The organism is Tateyamaria sp. GN1-10 (assembly GCF_055693845.1).
Genome location: NZ_JBVFUR010000004.1, coordinates 4,267,971 through 4,286,131 on the forward strand (window position 1 = coordinate 4,267,971; position 18,161 = coordinate 4,286,131).

Consider the following 18,161-nt stretch of genomic DNA (forward strand, 5'->3'; position numbering starts at 1 on the left):
TTCAGTTTGGACCACTCATGGAACTTGCACTGACGGAAACCGCGTTGAAGGAGGGGGTGCTGCGGGTCTGGCTCCGCAGGATCCCCGACGAAGGCGGGATCGTGCACGCCTATGCGGTCAACAACCCAAACATCTCAACACCCGTGGCGTCTGCGACCCTCTATGGCCGTGGATCAGGTTCCACGGCCAGCGAGCGCACAATGTTGGTGTTCCGACTGAACATGGATGAGCTTGCTGGTCTGATATCTGTCGGTGACGCGTTGGAAATTCGGCTTGAGGGCGATGAAAACGGAGCCTTCAAGTTTGATGTTCTCGAGATCGAGTAAAGCGTCCCGCAATCGCCATTGAGCGCCGGTCCATGATGCTAGAGTGGGTCGGTGATGGGCGGTTGGCCGCCCCTCAGCAACGCGGCGTTTCAAGCGAATCATCTGGCAGCAATCGGCGCGCAGAATCACCTTTGTAACGTCGGGTGAGCGCCTTCGTGTGACAACTACAGGGTAAAGATGCGTGGCAGGCCCCAAGCGGTTGGGCTGCTTTACAAATCCGGCATCACGCCCCGGCCCTACAAAAAAGGCCAAAAATGTGTTAGGATACTGGTATTGATATACCTATTTTAAAGGAACTGATGACATGGCTGAGCTTGATCGTAAGAACCTTAAATTTGACGTTGATACCGCCTCTTTGGCAGACCTGCAAAAAATCCAAAGCATGATTATGGGCCGTATTGTCCAGGACATTCAGGCAAAGGCTGACCCGACCGCGATGTATGACAGCCACGGGTCCAATCACACAAATCATTCGGATGCCGTCGCGGCCCTTGCAGGAAGAGTGAACCCCGGAAACCGCTAATCGGGCGGGTCGAGCCAATTATCTAACTCGGCTCGACCCTACAATTTTTACAAGGTTAGTCGATATGAATAGCATGTCCTTTCGGGCAATGCCTGATCGTGCGCCATTGCGTTGGATTATTTTAAAGATTCATCAGCGCTGTAATCTCAATTGTTCTTATTGCTACGTTTACAATCGCGGAGATGACAGCTGGAAATCGCGACCCAAACAAATGGGCAACGATGTCATTGATCGCGTTTGCAAACTAATTGTTGAACACTGTGCGCAATACGGCATTGATGAATTTGTCATCGAACTCCATGGCGGCGAACCTATGCTCGTCGGGAAGGCACGGTTTGTTGAGATTGTTGAGCGGATCCGCACCGCCTGCGCGCCCTTTCCCATCAAGTTCTTGATGCAGACCAATGGCACGCTGCTGGATCAGGAGTGGAGCGACATCTTGGCAGAACACGCGGTTGCCGTAGGCATCAGCGTTGATGGCCCTGCCGAATTCGCGGATCAGAAACGGTTTTATCACAACGGCAAAGGTTCGACTAACGACGTACTGCGACGCCTGTCTTCGGTAAAATCACACCCGGATAGGCCATTTACGCACGGCTGCCTTGCCGTCATCGACCCATCTATCCCCGGCGCGGACATGATAGATTGGTTTGTGGACAACGACATCATGTATGCGGACCTTTTGCTGCCGCTTGGCAACCGGGCCAACCCACCGGAAGGATGGACTGGCCCCGAGCCCTATACGAGGTACATGCTCGACGCGCTCGAACGCTGGTGGGCGCTGGACGGCGATGCACCGCATATCCGTTTCTTCGAAATGATGATCCGCGCGCATTTGGGATACAAACCCGAACTGGATGCCCTTGGTGGCGATCTTGGCGCGCTGTGCGTCGTGGAAACCAACGGTGCCATCGGCATTTCGGACGTGATCAGCGTGTGCGGCGGATACAGCGGCACCGATCTGATAAATGTCTGGGACACCGGCCTGGATGAGCATGTCGAAAAACTGGACGTCGATCTGGTTCAGAAACCCTGCGCCACTTGCACCTCTTGTCCCGAGTTTTCAGCCTGCAACGGAGGCTACCTGCCGCACCGCTGGGACGGGGCCGGTTTCGACAACACATCCCTGTACTGCGAAACACTGTTTGCCCTGTCAGCACGCATCAGGGAGGCAATTGCCTCTTCCCTGCCCGCCAGCATGATCAAAACCAAGGAGGTTGCCGCATGACATCCCCTGACTTCTCTGCGTTCGATTGCTTTGCCCGTGCGGACAGCGCCAGCCCCAACCCCCTATTCGGGCTGGTTGCCCAAGGCTACGCAAATTCTGTGATCTCCAAGGTAATCGAAGAGACAGGGCGCAATGGTCTGACCGCAGCGCTTCAGTGCTGGATGGGCCAATTGCAGCCTTTGACCACGACGTGGCAGGCAAGCGTGTCAAAGCTTGGCCGGCGTATCTTTGACGAAGGTCAAAGGCCCGATCCCGAGCGTGCGGGCAGGTTGCTGCTGGATCTAAGCGGCAGCTTGGACACTGCGGATTATGTTTTTGAGCTAAGCAGCGGGCTACCGGTCGTTTATGACGGTCGCATACACACGGCGACGGAGCCGGTGCATTTGATGAAAGAGAACGATCGGGTCACCGTTCATGGCCTGGATGATGGCCTGGCACTGTCCATCGATGGCGCGATTGCAATGGTCGAAACGAAACAATCGGTGGATTCGCTGTGTAATGATGGTGAGCCAGCGGTGCCTCTGGATATGTCGAAGGTCGACAACTTTGGTTGGGCAGCCGAAGTGTCCGAAGGCATCAACCTGATGGCTACGGTCAACCCGAACTACGAAATCTGGGTGCGGCGCCTTCTGAATACCTTGATCCTGACCGAGCGGCTTGAAAACCGCACGTGTTCAGGCAGCTGGTCCGACACATCAGGGACAGTCTACATCTCCCAACCCAATTCCCTGCTCGAGGTCGGAGAGGTCCTGATACACGAATGTGCCCATCAGCATTTTCACCTGGCCTGCCGGGTGTTCCCCATGAAAACCGATACCGAGAATGGTCGGTATTTCTCGCCCCCGGTTGGCCGCGACCGTCCGCTGGATATGATACTGATCGCCTATCACGCATTCGCCAATGTCCTCACATATTACGAATGCGCGTTCGACATGTCGCTGGGCGATCAGCTTTCTCACAATCGCTACAAGAGCTTCAGCCAAGAGGTGGCTGTCCTCGAAAGCTATCTCGACAACAACAAGGGCCTGTCTGAACTGGGGCGCACTATTTTCACGACATTGCGCCAAAGCAGACAGGAACGGATCAGCACCTTACCGGACATCGCTGCTGATGCTTAGGCGCCAACGCCTGCTCTGTGTCAGACTGGCGTAGCCGCCAGATGACATACGATGCGCGCCATGGTTGAAACTCAAGCCCATTTCATGCATCCAGAAGACAATTCTGAAATGCAATAAACGGCGGATAGACCGGGTTTTTCCAGCACCGTTCAATTCTGGCTCGGACGGATGCAACCGAATGCTGCGAACACCCATGCAACCCGCGCTTTGATTGGGTTCCGATGATCAAGACATGTGTTCTCGCGTGCGCGCTGCTCGTGCTGTCACTCGGTATGACTTTGCTCGGTGCTAGGGCTCATGCGCAAGGCGCTGTGTGCGGCGATGCGGATGATGGGCTGGCGCGGATCAATACGCTTACGTCCGAGGCGCAGGACCAGATGCGCCCGTTGATGGCCGAGTATTTTCTGGACCAAACCGGCACAGTTGGCACGGACGACATCACCGCCCAAGTGTTTCAGCCGGGCTTATGCAGCGGGATTTTTGACGCGCCCACACCGTCCCAGACGCTGTGGTTGCGCTTTGTCATCTCCAATCCGCACGCGCTGGACGAACACCGCGTTCTTGGTTTCGTGGAGTATATTCTGGACGAGGTCGTCTTGTTCGAACTGCACGACGGAAAGCTCAGGGAACGCGCCCGGAATGGGCGCACCCAGCCGTCTCCGGCAAAAGCAGATACTGCGATCAAGGTCGGGTTTCCCATCATCGCGAAAGCGGGCCAAGACATGGAATTCTACCTGCGCATTCGCGGCACGTTTGCACCAACCGTAACGGCGATGATCATGTCCCCGGGGTTCTTCGACGATTGGACCACGTTGGAATTCTCAATGTCCGGGCTGACGCTCGCCTATCTGAGTGTCATAGCGCTGGTCAGCCTGATTGTTTTTCGACACATCGCGGTGCGATTTTACAAGTATTACACGCTCTACATGCTGTGCCTGTTCATATTCACCTTCCTCTATGACGGATGGTTGAGCAAGCTGTTTGACGTGACCCTGCCGGTGACGCTGGCAGCACCCGTGTTCCTGTTCTTTACCGGGTTGGGCAACTTCGCCAATGTTCAGTATTGCCGTATTCTATTAAACGCAGATGCCGCCCCACGGGCGTGGCAGGTGTCGTTCAAATGCCTTTCCGCTGTGGTCATCTTGGTGACTGGTCTGGCTGTACTTGATCCTTGGCGACTGACGATCGGGCTGCACTTGATCTATTTCGTCAGTCCCATGATCCTCCTGGCCTTTGCCATCCAACAGATCAGGGCAGGCCTCCCTCAGGCTTGGCCTGTATCAGCATCACTGCTAGCCCTCAGCGTCGGCCTTTTTGTCGCCTTCTACTCCTTTCTGTTTCCAGCAGGCATTCCGCAGGCGTCATTCGCCTACGAACTGATTGTCTTGCGCCCCCTCGCGCTGTCCTACTCCCTCGCAATAATGGGTGAAACGCTGTTCATGATGCTGGCCATTTCGACAATGGTGCGCGCGATGCGGACCGAACGGCAAGCCGCAGTTGTCGAACTGGCAGCACTGGAACACCAGTTCGAAACGATCAAGAAAGAGCAAAACGAAGTGCAAGAGGTGACTTCGGCCCGCCTTGAAGCCCTGGAAACTGCATTGGCCAATGATCCCAACAACCGGCAGCATCTGTCGGTCAAGCAACAGTTCCTTGAACGCGCAACGGAGAGCGTTTTGGATAACATCAGCGATCAGGATTTTGGCGTGATGGAACTGGCATCCGAGCTTGCCGTCAGTCACAAAACACTCGGTCGCAGGCTGAAGGAAGCCAACGGACATTCTCCCGCGTCATTCATCAGATCCGTCCGTCTGAGTTTCGCACGCAATCTCATTCTGCTGCACCGTTACAAAACGGTCTCAGAGGTGTCCGCCGCTGCCGGGTTCGCTAGTGTCAGTCACTTCTCGAAACTCTACCGCGAGGAGTTTGGAGAGACGCCAGGAAAATCAATAAGTCTGTTTCGAAGCATTCAGTGACCACGGATCGCCAATCAAGGCCTCCGTTGCGCTTACCCACGTGCTTCGCAAGTCCCGAATGCGCCTACGACGATGACACGAGCGCGGGTTCGATCAGTTGGGACAGCGCCGTATCAAAGGCCTCGGCCACCGCTGACCAGGAAAACCGGTGTTGCAACGCATGACTGCGCGCCTTGGCCGACATGATCGACAGTTGAGCCGGATCGCCAAGAAGACTGATCAACGCTTCCGCAATGTCCTCGGGGCGGGACACGTACATCTCGGCGCTTTCGTGTTCCATGTAGAACGTCTCTGCCGCGGGAAAGAGCGTGGCGGCACCCGCCCAATTCTCACGAAACGAACTGTGATCCGGCACAACCTGCGCAGCCCCAGTCGCTGCATGTTCAAACGTCCCCAAACCCCAACCTTCACCCATTGCCGTTGTCAGGCCAATGTCAGCCGCACGCATGAGCTCCACCAGCCGCTGAAACGGGAGTGTTGCGCCCAAGGGATTCAAAACGTTCCAATAGACTTGATGCTCGATCCCAAGGGCACAAATCTGGGCTCCAAGGCGCCGTTCCTCGTATCGTGTCAGGCCGGGAAGATGCAGATACAGATTTGCAGGATGCGAACACAGAGCGATGGCAAACCCTTCAAGCGTAAGATCAATGCGTTTTCGGGGATACAGCCGGTTTGCATTCAGGATCAGCGGCAGATCAACAAGGTTTTGCCAATCAGAAAACAGCGCCTGACGCACCATTCGTCTGTCAATCAGTGGCGGATAGCGCAGGGTGCGATCAGGTTCCAATCCGTGCGATATGGCAATGGTATCAATCGGCTGCGGCGCGGTGGCGACCAAATGCCTGCGGACAAAGTCGGTATAGGTGATACACAGATCGGCGGGCATCAGAGCGTCATGAATCCTGTCACCAACCGGTCGCCCTTCAACGGCCATGTAGACGGCCAGTTTTGACCGCGGCGCGTGTTTGCGAAAACGCTGCAGCACATCCGGGTATTTCCACGGTTGATCCACAAGAAGGATAACGTCCGGATCAGCACGCCGCAGCGCATCCACCAGATGCGGGTCCAAAGCAGGGTCGCTCAAAGACGGGTGCGCCCCGACCACAGATACAGCGTCGATAGACGGAGGTGCTGTGACGCGGTCATACTGAAACAGTGTAACAGACCACCGCGCGCGCAGTTCCTCTGCCAGACGCACGGCCACACGGCACAGACCTGTACCACCGACGCCAAGACCGGCCACAAAAAGCCGCCGGTCCCTGGTCTTGTTATCTCGTATGGATACGGTCACGCAGCCCATCGATCCATGCGGCAGTCATGGTTGCTCCGACACATCTCAAGTCCAGTAGACAGATCTTTTCATATCGGCGTAGATCGAGAAATCCAGGCAAGCCCCCTTTATCGTGCCGTTCAGTATCATCTGATGGGTAAGGTACTGTGGCGCCTGAAAGTAATCCGTCTTTTGGTTCGACCCGGAAACTGGATCAAGCCCGTCCTGCCCATTCTTGTCCTTCATCACATAGCTGCCACCGGGCAAATCCTCGAACACCATGCGTCGCGCATAGTGGGCCTGCTTGAAGTAGTCTGACGGGTTGTTGATGCCCGGCACGGGATTGGTCACGATGTCGTTGATGTAGGCCGGTGGATATGACGCACCGGCCTCGTTGCCCGCGACTTGCACCTCGACCGAGACGTTGTTGAAATCGACCGATTTGGGGGTGTTCTGACCACCAGTGTTGACGGGCGGATAAATCATCCAGATTACCAATCGGTTCTTATCATCGGCAAGGCACATGGAATTCGTTATGATGCGTTCCGCTCGGGCGCGCGTCGCCGACGGTGTGTAGGCACCTACCCAGAATCCGCTGCTCGAATACTCCTGCAGGGCTTTGACATAATCAAAGTCATAGGTTTTGTCTGAGGATGCCGCATGAACTCCGCCCTGCAGCTGCATCCGCAGCATCGCGTCGATATTCTGAACGAACGGTATCTCCTGACTTTTTACATAGTCCTGATAGGTGCGGCGCGCCTCCTGAGCCGCCGGATCATTGCCACTCTGGTGATACGCCTCAATGATCAGATACAGCGCCCGTTGCTGGGCATAGGCCGACGCGACATAGTACTGGAAATATGTTTCAAGCGCCGCGTAACAGGACATCTTGCCAGCCTTGATCAGCGGCTCGGTCATTTCGGACCAAAGCTGAAGAACGCCTTTGCTGCTGCTGTTGCCACCACCGCCAACAAGTAAGGTATTCACTTCGGCAATCACCACTTTCGCACCTTGATTGGTGTCCAGGATCTCCTCCACCAGGTTGGTGACCTCTTGCTGGCTCGTGCTGTCCGGATTGGCGGCATAGGTTAGGAACGTTTTGTACTGCACATTCAATCTCGAGATGTACTGCTGCAGATCGTTGTCGCGTATTTCCCAAGCAAGATAGAGCTGCTCTTGCTCTATCGCTCTCAACTCCTTCTGGATCATTTTCATGTCTTCAGCGAGCTGATCGGTCAATGCTTCGACAGCGGTCGCAATGCTGTCCAGCTGATCGCCCAAATCCTTGATCGCGTCCGCCTGACTGGTGTCGGGTGTACCGAAAATCTCACCCAGAACCCAGCCAGCGGCGGACCCCCCGGCCTCCTTTGCGGCGCCTGAAACCAACCCCGTTACAACTGCGGTTCCAACGGCAGCAAGAATTCCAACCATCGTTCTATCCTCCAGAGAAATTGCTGTTTGAAGACCCACTCACATGGCGGGATATCTTGGAGTACCCCGCCCCCGTCATTCAGCAACCTGGGATAGAAAGATTGTCTCGGATGCGCATGATTTTGTCCGATCAGGCGCGTTTACAGCCCGCTGTGCAGGTCAGGTGCACCACTGCACTGTCCAAACCAAGCGCAAGTTCTTCGACCGCACATCGTCACGCGCATGCATCAGAATCCGATGAAGTACTCTGCCAGCACCATGAACAGTGGAATGCTCAGAATGGCGACCGGTGTGCCAAGGCCGGTGGACGCCCCGACATAGGCCGACGGGTTCGCTTCGGGCAATGCGCCACGCATGGTCGGCGGACCAGAGATGTCAGAACTCGACGCTGCCATGATCGACAACAGCACCACACCGCCCGCCGAAAACCCGGTCAGCTGGTGCGCGATCAGCCCCGCCCCAAACCCCAGCGCACCATGCACAAGCGGTGCCGTCAGCCCATAGAACAGATAGGCATGTGCCACACCCTTCAGCTCGGACAGCCGTGACCACGCCTCGATCCCCATGATCAGCATCAACACGGACAACAGCCCCCGAAACAGTGGCTCATAAAAGCTGGCATAGACACTCTCTGGCCGTGCAAACAGGCCCAGCGCCAGCCCAAGGATCAGGGCAGAGATGGCGGGCGACCGCAATGTGTCCAGCAATATTCCCTTGATCAGCCCCTGTTCGATTGCCGGGCGTCCGGTGCCGCCAACACCGCCCATCGTCATTGTGCCATTGCCTTGCACGTTCGCGGCTTTCCGTGCCGCCGCCAGCCGTGCCAGCACGATCGCTGTCACCAGTGCCGCGACGTCCATGAAAGGGTAAAGCGCACCGATAAATCCTTCATATGCGATGCCCTCATCATCCAGCACCGCCATCCCCGCCGCGAGGGTCGAGGCTGACACGGCCCCGAACAGACCAACCGTGGCTGTCGCATCCAGTTGCGACACGCCCCGCCAACGGGCAAGCGTCGCGCGCCCCAGAACAACGATGGCAATACCGATCCCCGCAGCAAGCAGCGCGGGGACTGCTAGCGCAACAAAGTCAGCCTCGCGCACCGAGATGCCCGCGCCGATACCCACCTTGAGCAGCAGCAGGATCACAATGAATTTGTAGATGGGTTCCGGCACTTCAAATTTGCTGCCAAGGGCCGCCAGCAGCATCCCTCCGATCAGAAAGGCGAGTGTCGGCTTCTGCATCTGGTTCAGGATGGTCAGAACAATGTCGGTGATGATGTCCATGGCGGGCCCCGCTTGCTTTGCTCCGGATGAAATAGGCCAGCTCAAATCAGATAAAAAATATAACTATTGCGCGTAAACGTTCTATATTCTGAATGTATGGATATGCTGAACTATCACCATCTACGCTATTTCCGCGCTGTCGCCCACGAGGGCAACCTGACCCGCGCTGCAGACAAGTTGAACCTGTCTCAGTCCGCTTTATCCACGCAGATCAAGGCGTTGGAGGCGCGGTTGGGTCACGACCTGTTTGACCGCGTAGGGCGGCAACTGAAGCTGACCGAGGTTGGGCGCATCGCCCTTGACCACGCCGACCGCATCTTTGGCACCGGCCAGGAGTTGATGGAAACGCTGAACCGCAGCGCTGACCACGCCCCACCCCTGCGCGTCGGCGCGCTGTCTACCCTGTCGCGGAATTTCCAAATCCAGTTTCTGCGCCCTCTCCTGGATCATCCTGATGTAGACATTGTCCTGAAGTCAGGTCAGAACACCCCTCTGCTGCGCTCACTTGCTGAACTGGCATTGGATGTCGTGTTGACGACGGATGCGCCGACCAGCGCCGCAGGCTCCGATTTCATCGCCCATCGCCTCGCCGGGCATCCGGTCAGCCTGCACGGCACATCTGACCGAATGGGGTATAAATCGCTGACAGAACTTCTAGAATCCGAACCGGTTATTGTCCCGACAGAAAGCGCAATCCGTACTGGGTTCAACCGCCTGACCGCTCGGCTCGGGGTCCAACCCCGCATCATCGCCGATGTGGATGACATGGCCATGGTCCGCCTGCTGGCTCGCGATGGGGTCGGCCTTGCCCTCGCCCCCGAGATCGTGCTGGCCGACGAAATTGCCTCCGGACAATTGGTTACAGCCCCCTTTGACACCGGCATCACCGACACGTTCTACGCCGTCACCACCCGGCGCAGCTTTCCGCACCCTCTGCTGGACAGGTTGCTCCCCGACTGAGGTAGCGTTGTGCAGCACGGCACAGGACCGCCCCTTGCGACCCCCGCGCAACGCCATAGGTTGCGGCAATGAACCAACAGAAAGGCTCTTCCCAAATGAGCGATCCGACCTACACGCCCCCTGCCAAATGGACATGGGACGCCGAAAGCGGCGGCCAGTTTGCATCCATCAACCGCCCCATCGCTGGCCCCACCCATGACAAGGACCTGCCCGTCGGCAAGCACCCATTCCAGCTGTACTCCTTGGCGACGCCCAACGGGGTCAAAGTCACCATGCTGTTCGAAGAACTGCTGGCGGCGGGTGTCACGGATGCCGAATACGATGCGTGGCTGATCAACATTGGTGACGGCGACCAATTCGGATCGGGCTTTGTGGATGCAAACCCCAACTCCAAGATCCCAGCGCTGATCGACCGCTCGGGCGACAGTGAACTGCGCGTGTTTGAAAGCGGGTCGATCCTGATCCACCTCGCCGAAAAATTCGGCAAGTTCCTCCCCGCCTCCGGCCCCGCCCGGACAGAGACCCTCAACTGGCTCATGTGGCAGATGGGGTCGGCCCCGTTCCTCGGGGGTGGGTTCGGCCATTTCTATGCCTACGCACCCGAGAAATACGAATACCCCATCAACCGCTACGCGATGGAGAGCAAGCGGCAGCTTGACGTGTTGGACCGCGAGTTGGCGAACAAGCCGTTCATCGCTGGGGACGAATACACAATTGCCGACATGGCGATCTGGCCGTGGTACGGGCAGCTTTGCCTTGGGCGGCTCTATTCGGCGGCGGAGTTCCTGGATGTCGAGAGCTACACCAACGTTCTGGCCTGGGCCAAGACCATCGACGCACGGCCCGCGACCCTGCGGGGACGGATGGTGAACCGGGCGTTTGGCGAACCGGAATTGCAGCTGCATGAACGCCATGATGCATCGGATTTTGACACCCAGACGCAGGACAAAATCGGGCCCAAGGACGACTGAACCCGGATCTGTCCCCGCGGGGACAAGGCGTGCGATGAGGATACCGAATATCAAGCGGTGTCTAAAATGGACGCCGAAACAAGGCGCTGCCGCACCGCGCGGTGTGGTAGCGCATTTTAACCACTTTGATCGCACACTCGTGCCCGACGGGGCGCGGTCGCTTGCCGGGGGCGCAGGTCAGGCTAGTTCACTGGGATCATACCTGATCCGGAGACCTGACCCATGCGCCTTGCTGCCCTTGCCCTTTTGATCGCCCTCCCCTCTGCTGCCATGGCTGATCTGACTGTCAGTTTCCGTGACGGCGCGCCCAAGGATCGCTTTACGATCAGCTATGACGGGGCCTGTGCATTGGACCAATTGGACGTGCAGATTGACCTTGGGGCAGCGCCGGCCGGGCTGATCTTTGACACCACGAGCGCAGGAGCCGGGGTTGAAGTGTTCCAGCCGCTGGAATGGGTATCCGGCACAGCGCGCACCTCTCAAGTCACGGATGGGGATACTGTTCTATCCATGTCGTTGGATGGGGTGGAACCGGGGGCAAGCTGGGCCTTTACTGCGGATATCGACGACACGACCAGCGCCCGCCAGATCACGGTGGATGGGTCAGAGATGGCCGGCGCCATGCTGCGCGCGGGCGGGCAGGCGGCGGTCTTTGACGCCTCCGGAGCGGCCACGGTCAAATTGCAAAACTGCCTGTCGTAAGGCGGAGGTGTCCTCTGCCCCGTGCGACGGCGCAATCAGCCTTGGGTGAAAAGTGTTGCGTAGCGCCGGTTGTCCTGTCCTTGCACCACGTTGCGGTTCATTTCGTCATGCAAGGGACTACGTCATGATGAAGAGCTATCGGGCAGCTGGCATTTGATCTTTTTGGTACCGCAAGGCACTGAATAGCCTGCTCTCACTTGTTTTGATGTGAGGCGCGAAAATCGCGCGGTGCCTGGCCGGTCTTGGCCTCAAATGCGCGGGTAAAGGCGCTGCGTGAGGCGAACCCAACCAGATCTGCAACGCGCTTAACCGGCAAATCGGTTTGTCGGAGCAACTGGCCCGCGCGATTCATGCGCAAGTCGCGGAGCAATTCCATTGGCCCTGATCCGTAGGCCCCGGTAAAACGCTTGGCGAACGCCGCCCTGCTCATACGAACATGTCCGGCCAAGCTTTCAACGGTGTGATTGTTGCCTGGAGCGTCCAGCATCACCTTGAGCGCGCTCCAGATGGATGGATCGGCCAGCGCCGCCATCCATCTGAACGAGCTTTCATCCTTGGCCAACCGCTTGCGCAACATCTCGATCATACATTGCATCAAAAGCGCACGGATCATTGCACGGCTTCCCAGTCGAGGGGATGAGATTTCGGTCAGCAAGGCCTGCAAGGTCGGGCGTACCTCACTGGGCGAGGGCACGTCTTCGATCATTGGCTCGCGAATGAGGTCAATAATGTCCGCAACTCCGCGCAACCCGACGGTAACGCGGGCGCAAAGAGCCGTGAGTTGGCCGGTGTCCGCTTGGTCCGTGCCAGCCAGCAGGCTGGCCAACTTCAAATCAGCCGGATTGCATTCTGGCACCGGATCATTGATCTCGCCAAAACTGCGCAAGGCATGGCTTTGCAAAGCCGGTACAAAAACAAGCATTCCGCGCGACACCTGGATTGGCTCATGGTCGCGCAAGCTGATTTCACCTTCACCTGACAAGATATAGTGCAAGGTAGCAGAGGCATCGCGCCCCAACCCAAGGTCGCAGGCCCCGCGCAGTTCACATAACGCAAACGGATCCGTAGCGATGTCCAGCTCATCGAAGATGTGGTCATACTTCATGCGGCGTCAGTATCCGGAAACCAGACGAAAAGGCACCTAAAAGTCCCCTCGGGCACGTATTCAAGACGCAAAGGCACAGTCCGTTTCATAGCTATGAAACATCGAAGCGAAACGGAAGGAATGACCCAATGTGCAACTGCAATGATCCTGATCACAAACACGATCGCACCAACATCACGCGACGGGCGGCTCTTCGGGGTGGTGTTGCCGCGACAGCCGCTGCGGCGTCTGTGGCGGTCGGAGCGCATTCCGCGAGCGCGCAGCAGGCCAATCCCTATGCCGATCCAGCCGAACCCGCCCTGCCCCCTTCCAATATGAAACTTGACCTGTCGCGTGCAGCGCTTGTTGTGACAGACCCGCAAGTCGACTTCCTGCACCCCGAGGGTGTGACATGGGGTGTCATCGGTGCCAGCGTGACAGAGCACAACACGGTGGAAAATATCGAAACGCTGTTCAAGGCCGCAAAGGCCGCCGATATCACCACAGCCGTTTCGCCGCACTATTATTACCCAACGGATCACGGTTGGAAATTCGAGGGTGCGCTGGAAAAACTGATGCACAAAATCGGCATGTTCGACCGCAAGGGGCCGCTGAATCTGGATGGTTTCGAGGGGTCTGGCGCGGACTGGATGCCACAGTACAAGAAGTACATTGAAGACGGAAAAACCATCGTGACGTCACCCCACAAGGTCTATGGCAACGACACCAACGACCTGTCACTGCAATTGCGGAAACAGGGCGTGGATCAGGTCATACTTGCCGGGATGTCGGCCAACCTTTGCACCGAAAGCCACATGCGCGAGTTGCTTGAAGACGGATTCGAAGTTGCTGTTGTCCGGGACGCCACTGCGGCCGCGATGTTGCCAGAGGGCGACGGTTACCTCGCCGCCCTGATCAACTTCCGGTACATGGCCAATGCCGTCTGGAGCACGGAAGAAGCCGTCGCTCAGATCAAGGCTGCGACATAATCACCGCCCCAGCGTGCATCCGCCCCGCTTGAGCGGGGCGGGCATCATAACCATATTAAAGTTAGCGACACACAGCCGGTGGCATCCCCAAGGAGTAAGAGAACATGAAGAAGATTGACGTCGACGCTGATCTGAAACGTTCGAAATTCTTGATCAAAGCCATGCTTCTGCAAGTGGTTCTGGTCCTTGTGGCCATGTTCATCTACTGGGCCTATTTGAAGCTCTGATATCGGGCTCAGATCAAAGTTTCTGTGCAATGGGCGCCTAGTCGCCCTCGGCTTCGGAAGGCAGAAGTGTCATGCGCCCTATCGCCGCCCCACCTGGCGGCAGATCAGGATCACGGGCAAGAGGCCCACGGCCACGATGACAAGGCTGGGCACAGCCGCGCCGTTCAACCGTTCGTCTGATGCAAGTCGGTACGCCTGCACCGCCAGAGTGTCATAGTTGAACGGGCGCATGATCAGGGTGGCCGGAAGCTCTTTCATCACATCCACAAAGACGATCAGCAGGGCCGTTAGCAGGCTCGGCGTCAGGATCGGCAAGTGCACCCGACGCAGGGTGGCAAAGGGCCCTTTGCCAAGCGACCGGCTGGCCGCATCCATGTTGGCGTGCACCAGCGCCTGCCCGCCTTCATAGGCGCCCAGCGCAGCCGCGAGGAATCGGACCATGTAGGCAAAGACCAGGAGCCAGATCGACCCGGTAATGAGCAGCCCCGTCGAGATATCGAAGGTCGCCCGCATCCAGGCATCGAGCGCATTGTCAAAGGCGGCGAAGGGCACCAGAAGGCCAACAGCGATGACACCTCCGGGCACGGCGTAGCCAAGCCGCGCGATATAGGCTGCTGTTGTCGAGGACCGGCCCGGGCGGCTGCGCATGTAGTATCCAACTGCTATGGCCGCCCCGAGCGTCAGGACCGCGGCGGTGGAGGCCAGGACAAGCGAGTTGCGGATAAAGCCGAGGTAGCGTGTGCTGGTCAGCACCTGCTCGGACCCGAGCCCCATGTTGAACAGGGCGATGATGGGAAAGAGCGCGCCGAAAAGCACCGGGATGCCGCAGAGCGTGATAGCGGCCCCAGCCGACCACCCCGTCAGCTTGAGCGGCGGGTGGTGCCGTTGCCCGCGGCTGGGATCGTGGTACTTGGCCTGCCCCCGTTGCATCCGTTCGAGGATCGCCAGTAGCAGCGCGAAGGACAGGAGGCACAGCGCCAGTTGTGCGGCCCCGGCCCGGTCGCCAAGGGAGAACCAGCTGGTGTAGATACCGGTGGCAAAGGTCTGCACGCCAAAATAGGCGACGGTGCCGAAATCGGCGATCGTCTCCATCACTGCCAGCAGCACACCGGCGGCGATGGCCGGGCGCGCAAGTGGTAGGCTGACCCGGAAGAAGGCTACAAGCGGACGGGATCCCAGCGCACGTGCGGCCATGAAGGTGGATCCGCTTTGTTGCAGGAAGGCCGCGCGGCTGAGCAGGTAGACGTAAGGATAGAGCACAAGCACAAGCATGGCCGCCGCCCCGCCCAGAGAACGGATTTCGGGGAACCAGTAGTCGCGTGGTCCCCAGCCCGTTACGTCACGCAAGGTTGTCTGCACGATCCCCGGGTGATCGAGGATATGGGTGTAGGCATAGGCCAGAACGTAGGCCGGAAAGGCGAGTGGCAGCACCAGCGCAATTTCAAACAGGCGCCCACCGGGAAAGCGGGTCATCGTGACCAGCCACGCCGCACCTACACCGATGGCGAAGGTTCCGGTGGACACGAGGACTACCAAAAGGATCGTATTGCCTGTGTAGCGCCACAGCACGGTCGAGAGCAGATGCGTCAGCGTATCCGTTCCGCCCGTCAGCGCAGCAAGAGCCACCGCAAGCATGGGCAGAAGGCAGATCAGCGCGACGGTCCACCCCATGATGGACAGCGCACGGGGTGCGGCACCTTTTGGTGCGTCGGACTGGAAGAATGAGGTCAGCGCCACGTGATACCCTGCATCTGCGATCACCGGGTTATCTTACGTTTTCTATCGGGTTTCCAGCCCTTTGGCGTGCCCGCCTTGGAGCAAGGCGCCCCGAAACATGCGCCACATCTGATATGCTCAGGGCACACCAAGCAGGAGAGATGCGTTATGTCATACATTGATGGCTTCATGGCCCCCGTGCGCACAGAAGACCGCGACACCTATGTCGCATGGCTCAAGGACCAGCACGCCCTATTCAAGGAATACGGCGCCGATGTCATTGTCGACGCCTGGGAGGACAATGTGCCCGAGGGCGAAGTCACCTCGATGCACAAGGCTGTCGCCGTGAAGGAAGGGGAAAAGGTGTGCCTTGGCTGGATCATATGGCCCGACAAGGACACACGGGATGCAGCCTGGGCCAAGGTCATGGATGACCCGCGCATGTCGCCTGACCAGAACCCAATGCCCTTTGACGGGCAGCGCATGATCTTTGGCGGCTTCGCACCCGTGCTGATAACGGACTAGTCGTAGCTGCGCTGATCCTCGATCACGAGGCCGTCCTTGGGCAGGGTGTTCGGGGCGTGCACCTCGATTGTGCCTTTGAGCTTGAGGGAGTCGACTACAGACTGAGAATAGGCTGCCTGATCTCCGCCAGGGCTTTCCAGCTGGACTGTCATTGCATCCTGTTCACCCTCGCGCCGCGCGATAACGCGGGCGCGGGTGACCTCGGGGTGCTTGGCCACCAATGCCGCTACCTGTTCGGGGCGGACGAACATGCCCTTGATCTTGGTTGTCTGGTCCGCGCGACCCATCCAGCCCTTGATCCGCATATTGGTCCGGCCACATGGGCTATGTCCGGGCAGCATGGCACTCATGTCGCCAGTGGCAAAGCGGATCAGCGGGTAGTCAGGATTGAGCGAGGTCACGACGACTTCGCCGACCTCACCTTCGGGCACCGGGTCACCTGTACCGGGAGTGACGATTTCGACAACGACCCCTTCGTCCACGATCATCCCTTCGAGGGCCGAGGATTCATAAGCGATGTTGCCCAGATCCGCTGTGGCGTAGGATTGCATGCAGGTGATGCCACGGTCTTTGTAGTGTTCGCGCAGCGACGGGAAGAGTGCGCCGCCACCCACGGCGGCCTTGGTGATCCCAAGAGTCACGCCCATCTCGTCCGCCTTGTCGAGGATGATTTTCAGGTAGTCTGGCGTCCCCGCGTAAGCCGTGGTGCCTACGTCGCGCGCGGCCGTCACTTGGAGTTCGGTCTGCCCTGTACCAGCAGGCAACACCTTGGCCCCTACGGCACGTGCACCGTTTTCAAAGATCATACCCGCAGGCGTCAGGTGATAGCCAAAGCAGTTCTGCACCACGTCGCCCGGACCAAAGCCCGCCGCGTGCAGGAACCGGCCCATGCGCCACCAGTCATGACTGATGCCGCCCGGTTCGTAGATCGGGCCGGGGGATTGGAAGACATGGGCGACATTCGACACCGGCAAGCCACCAAAGGGCGGCTTTTCCGCCTGCCACTTCGCCAGTTCGGATTTGCGCAGAACCGGCAAGTGGGCGAGGTCGTCGAGGTATTTGAGCTTGCCGATATCAGGCAGGCAGTTGCCAGCCGCCTCGGCCACGCGGGCCAGCTGAGCGTTTACAGCCTCAAGCTGGGCCGTGTGCCGCGCGTCGGTCGAGCGTGTTTCCAGATCGTCGTAATACACTTTGTCCAGCATCTCTTTCATACCGCTCTGATCTGTTGCGGACCTTTGACATCGAGGCGTTCGATCTCGCCCCGCATTTCCAGTTCCAGTTTCACGGTCACCACGTGCCAGCCAAGTTTGCCGAGGTCAGCGAGGGTCTGATCATCCAGTCGCGCCTGCACGGCCGCGTTGAGGTCCTTGTAAAGGATCGGGCCACCGTCCAAAGCCCCGAGGATCGCACCGCGCACCGCATCAAACTTCCATGTCGGGATGTTCGTGACACCATCGCGTCCTTCGGCGGGGGTGCGGCAGGCGACCCTGTCCATCTCAGTTGGCCAGAACGGTCAGCGGTTCACCCTTGCGCACCACGTGGGTAGTGATGGCCACCATGGGTTCGTCGCCCACATTGGTCAGACCGCCATGCACCTGTCCCTCTGGGAAGTAGAGCGGCGTGCCGATGGCGAATTCGACAATGTTCCCGTTGGGCGCTTCGGCCCGGGCGGCTGTCATCACGATGGCATGTTCGTCACCGGGATGGGTGTGCAGCGGGATGGTCGCGCCGACGGGCACAGTCAGTCGTGTCACGACAACTTCCATCGTGTCGGACCCCGGCACATCGGCGCGACGGAGTTCCTCGCGCTGGATGTCCTGCGCCCAGGC

The 18,161-nt window shown here is 58.4% G+C and carries 19 protein-coding genes; 11 read left to right on the top strand and 8 right to left on the bottom strand.

What is annotated here, in order from left to right:
* Positions 1–17: 17 nt before the first annotated feature.
* The 5 genes from ACZ1HN_RS23490 to ACZ1HN_RS23510 all read left to right on the top strand — a co-directional run bounded on the left by ACZ1HN_RS23490 (position 18) and on the right by ACZ1HN_RS23510 (position 5,171).
* Complete coding sequence (locus ACZ1HN_RS23490) at positions 18–326, top strand: hypothetical protein (protein WP_472729248.1); 309 nt, start codon at positions 18–20, stop codon at positions 324–326.
* Between the two features lie 304 nt (positions 327–630).
* Positions 631–849, top strand: coding sequence for a hypothetical protein (locus tag ACZ1HN_RS23495; protein ID WP_299203745.1), 219 nt, complete (start codon positions 631–633; stop codon positions 847–849).
* An 88-nt stretch (positions 850–937) separates the two neighbouring features.
* A complete protein-coding gene (locus ACZ1HN_RS23500) occupies positions 938–2,077 on the top strand; it encodes a radical SAM protein (protein WP_472729377.1) in 1,140 nt (379 codons plus the stop codon).
* The gene (locus tag ACZ1HN_RS23505) at positions 2,074–3,195 is read left to right on the top strand and encodes an aKG-HExxH-type peptide beta-hydroxylase (protein WP_472729249.1); all 1,122 of its coding nucleotides are present in this window, start codon (positions 2,074–2,076) and stop codon (positions 3,193–3,195) included. Before ACZ1HN_RS23500 ends, ACZ1HN_RS23505 begins: the two co-directional genes overlap by 4 nt.
* A gap of 221 nt (positions 3,196–3,416) precedes the next feature.
* Positions 3,417–5,171, top strand: coding sequence for a helix-turn-helix domain-containing protein (locus ACZ1HN_RS23510; RefSeq protein WP_472729250.1), 1,755 nt, complete (start codon positions 3,417–3,419; stop codon positions 5,169–5,171).
* Positions 5,172–5,235: 64 nt separating this feature from the next.
* Here ACZ1HN_RS23510 and ACZ1HN_RS23515 read toward each other — a convergent pair whose 3' ends face one another.
* From ACZ1HN_RS23515 to ACZ1HN_RS23525, 3 genes are all read right to left on the bottom strand, one after another.
* Complete coding sequence (locus tag ACZ1HN_RS23515; RefSeq protein ID WP_472729251.1) at positions 5,236–6,462, bottom strand: glycosyltransferase family 4 protein; 1,227 nt, start codon at positions 6,460–6,462, stop codon at positions 5,236–5,238.
* A 45-nt stretch (positions 6,463–6,507) separates the two neighbouring features.
* Positions 6,508–7,872 carry a hypothetical protein gene (locus ACZ1HN_RS23520; protein ID WP_472729252.1) on the bottom strand — a complete coding sequence of 455 codons (1,365 nt, stop codon included), beginning with the start codon at positions 7,870–7,872 and terminating at the stop codon, positions 6,508–6,510.
* Positions 7,873–8,099: 227 nt separating this feature from the next.
* On the bottom strand, positions 8,100–9,158 hold the full coding sequence (locus ACZ1HN_RS23525) for a sodium-dependent bicarbonate transport family permease (protein ID WP_472729253.1): 1,059 nt from the start codon (positions 9,156–9,158) through the stop codon (positions 8,100–8,102).
* Positions 9,159–9,254: 96 nt separating this feature from the next.
* On the opposite strand from ACZ1HN_RS23525, the gene ACZ1HN_RS23530 reads away from it, so the two are divergent.
* From ACZ1HN_RS23530 to ACZ1HN_RS23540, 3 genes are all read left to right on the top strand, one after another.
* Positions 9,255–10,118: a LysR family transcriptional regulator gene (locus ACZ1HN_RS23530; protein WP_472729254.1), complete on the top strand. Its 864-nt coding sequence runs from the start codon at positions 9,255–9,257 to the stop codon at positions 10,116–10,118.
* 95 nt (positions 10,119–10,213) lie between these two features.
* Entirely contained in the window at positions 10,214–11,089 is an 876-nt protein-coding gene (gene yghU, locus ACZ1HN_RS23535; RefSeq protein WP_472729255.1) for a glutathione-dependent disulfide-bond oxidoreductase, read from the top strand.
* A gap of 222 nt (positions 11,090–11,311) precedes the next feature.
* The gene (locus ACZ1HN_RS23540) at positions 11,312–11,791 is read left to right on the top strand and encodes an aggregation factor core (protein WP_299601685.1); all 480 of its coding nucleotides are present in this window, start codon (positions 11,312–11,314) and stop codon (positions 11,789–11,791) included.
* A 193-nt stretch (positions 11,792–11,984) separates the two neighbouring features.
* On the opposite strand, the gene ACZ1HN_RS23545 is transcribed toward ACZ1HN_RS23540, so the two are convergent.
* Positions 11,985–12,896, bottom strand: a complete 912-nt coding sequence (locus ACZ1HN_RS23545; protein WP_299203776.1) for an AraC family transcriptional regulator — start codon at positions 12,894–12,896, stop codon at positions 11,985–11,987.
* Between the two features lie 128 nt (positions 12,897–13,024).
* Here ACZ1HN_RS23545 and ACZ1HN_RS23550 point away from each other — a divergent pair, with 128 nt between their 5' ends.
* The gene (locus ACZ1HN_RS23550) at positions 13,025–13,864 is read left to right on the top strand and encodes a cysteine hydrolase family protein (RefSeq protein WP_472729256.1); all 840 of its coding nucleotides are present in this window, start codon (positions 13,025–13,027) and stop codon (positions 13,862–13,864) included.
* Between the two features lie 104 nt (positions 13,865–13,968).
* Positions 13,969–14,091, top strand: a complete 123-nt coding sequence (locus tag ACZ1HN_RS23555) for a hypothetical protein (RefSeq protein ID WP_299203782.1) — start codon at positions 13,969–13,971, stop codon at positions 14,089–14,091.
* A 78-nt stretch (positions 14,092–14,169) separates the two neighbouring features.
* Here the strand turns inward: ACZ1HN_RS23555 and ACZ1HN_RS23560 are convergent, their stop codons facing one another.
* Positions 14,170–15,852 carry an ABC transporter permease gene (locus ACZ1HN_RS23560; protein ID WP_472729257.1) on the bottom strand — a complete coding sequence of 561 codons (1,683 nt, stop codon included), beginning with the start codon at positions 15,850–15,852 and terminating at the stop codon, positions 14,170–14,172.
* Positions 15,853–15,975: 123 nt separating this feature from the next.
* Here ACZ1HN_RS23560 and ACZ1HN_RS23565 point away from each other — a divergent pair, with 123 nt between their 5' ends.
* On the top strand, positions 15,976–16,332 hold the full coding sequence (locus ACZ1HN_RS23565) for a DUF1428 domain-containing protein (protein WP_299601676.1): 357 nt from the start codon (positions 15,976–15,978) through the stop codon (positions 16,330–16,332).
* On the opposite strand, the gene ACZ1HN_RS23570 is transcribed toward ACZ1HN_RS23565, so the two are convergent.
* The 3 genes from ACZ1HN_RS23570 to ACZ1HN_RS23580 all read right to left on the bottom strand — a co-directional run.
* Complete coding sequence (locus tag ACZ1HN_RS23570; protein WP_472729378.1) at positions 16,329–17,534, bottom strand: phenylacetate--CoA ligase family protein; 1,206 nt, start codon at positions 17,532–17,534, stop codon at positions 16,329–16,331. The two genes, ACZ1HN_RS23565 and ACZ1HN_RS23570, sit on opposite strands and share 4 nt — an antisense overlap.
* Positions 17,535–17,539: 5 nt before the next feature.
* A complete protein-coding gene (locus ACZ1HN_RS23575; protein WP_472729258.1) occupies positions 17,540–17,827 on the bottom strand; it encodes a DUF6958 family protein in 288 nt (95 codons plus the stop codon).
* Between the two features lies 1 nt (position 17,828).
* The coding region (locus ACZ1HN_RS23580) for a cupin domain-containing protein (RefSeq protein WP_472729259.1) at positions 17,829–18,161 on the bottom strand (333 nt) is incomplete at its 5' end.

What these genes read in the sequence shown, in the direction of transcription:
- ACZ1HN_RS23505 (WP_472729249.1), top strand. Translation starts at nt 2,074, where the DNA reads ATGACATCCCCTGACTTCTCTGCGTTCGATTGCTTTGCCCGTGCGGAC.
- ACZ1HN_RS23545 (WP_299203776.1), bottom strand. Translation starts at nt 12,896, where the DNA reads ATGAAGTATGACCACATCTTCGATGAGCTGGACATCGCTACGGATCCG.
- ACZ1HN_RS23530 (WP_472729254.1), top strand. Translation starts at nt 9,255, where the DNA reads ATGGATATGCTGAACTATCACCATCTACGCTATTTCCGCGCTGTCGCC.
- yghU (WP_472729255.1), top strand. Translation starts at nt 10,214, where the DNA reads ATGAGCGATCCGACCTACACGCCCCCTGCCAAATGGACATGGGACGCC.
- ACZ1HN_RS23500 (WP_472729377.1), top strand. Translation starts at nt 938, where the DNA reads ATGCCTGATCGTGCGCCATTGCGTTGGATTATTTTAAAGATTCATCAG.
- ACZ1HN_RS23570 (WP_472729378.1), bottom strand. Translation starts at nt 17,534, where the DNA reads ATGCTGGACAAAGTGTATTACGACGATCTGGAAACACGCTCGACCGAC.
- ACZ1HN_RS23540 (WP_299601685.1), top strand. Translation starts at nt 11,312, where the DNA reads ATGCGCCTTGCTGCCCTTGCCCTTTTGATCGCCCTCCCCTCTGCTGCC.
- ACZ1HN_RS23510 (WP_472729250.1), top strand. Translation starts at nt 3,417, where the DNA reads ATGATCAAGACATGTGTTCTCGCGTGCGCGCTGCTCGTGCTGTCACTC.
- ACZ1HN_RS23495 (WP_299203745.1), top strand. Translation starts at nt 631, where the DNA reads ATGGCTGAGCTTGATCGTAAGAACCTTAAATTTGACGTTGATACCGCC.
- ACZ1HN_RS23525 (WP_472729253.1), bottom strand. Translation starts at nt 9,158, where the DNA reads ATGGACATCATCACCGACATTGTTCTGACCATCCTGAACCAGATGCAG.
- ACZ1HN_RS23490 (WP_472729248.1), top strand. Translation starts at nt 18, where the DNA reads ATGGAACTTGCACTGACGGAAACCGCGTTGAAGGAGGGGGTGCTGCGG.
- ACZ1HN_RS23565 (WP_299601676.1), top strand. Translation starts at nt 15,976, where the DNA reads ATGTCATACATTGATGGCTTCATGGCCCCCGTGCGCACAGAAGACCGC.
- ACZ1HN_RS23575 (WP_472729258.1), bottom strand. Translation starts at nt 17,827, where the DNA reads ATGGACAGGGTCGCCTGCCGCACCCCCGCCGAAGGACGCGATGGTGTC.
- ACZ1HN_RS23520 (WP_472729252.1), bottom strand. Translation starts at nt 7,872, where the DNA reads ATGGTTGGAATTCTTGCTGCCGTTGGAACCGCAGTTGTAACGGGGTTG.
- ACZ1HN_RS23550 (WP_472729256.1), top strand. Translation starts at nt 13,025, where the DNA reads ATGTGCAACTGCAATGATCCTGATCACAAACACGATCGCACCAACATC.
- ACZ1HN_RS23555 (WP_299203782.1), top strand. Translation starts at nt 13,969, where the DNA reads ATGAAGAAGATTGACGTCGACGCTGATCTGAAACGTTCGAAATTCTTG.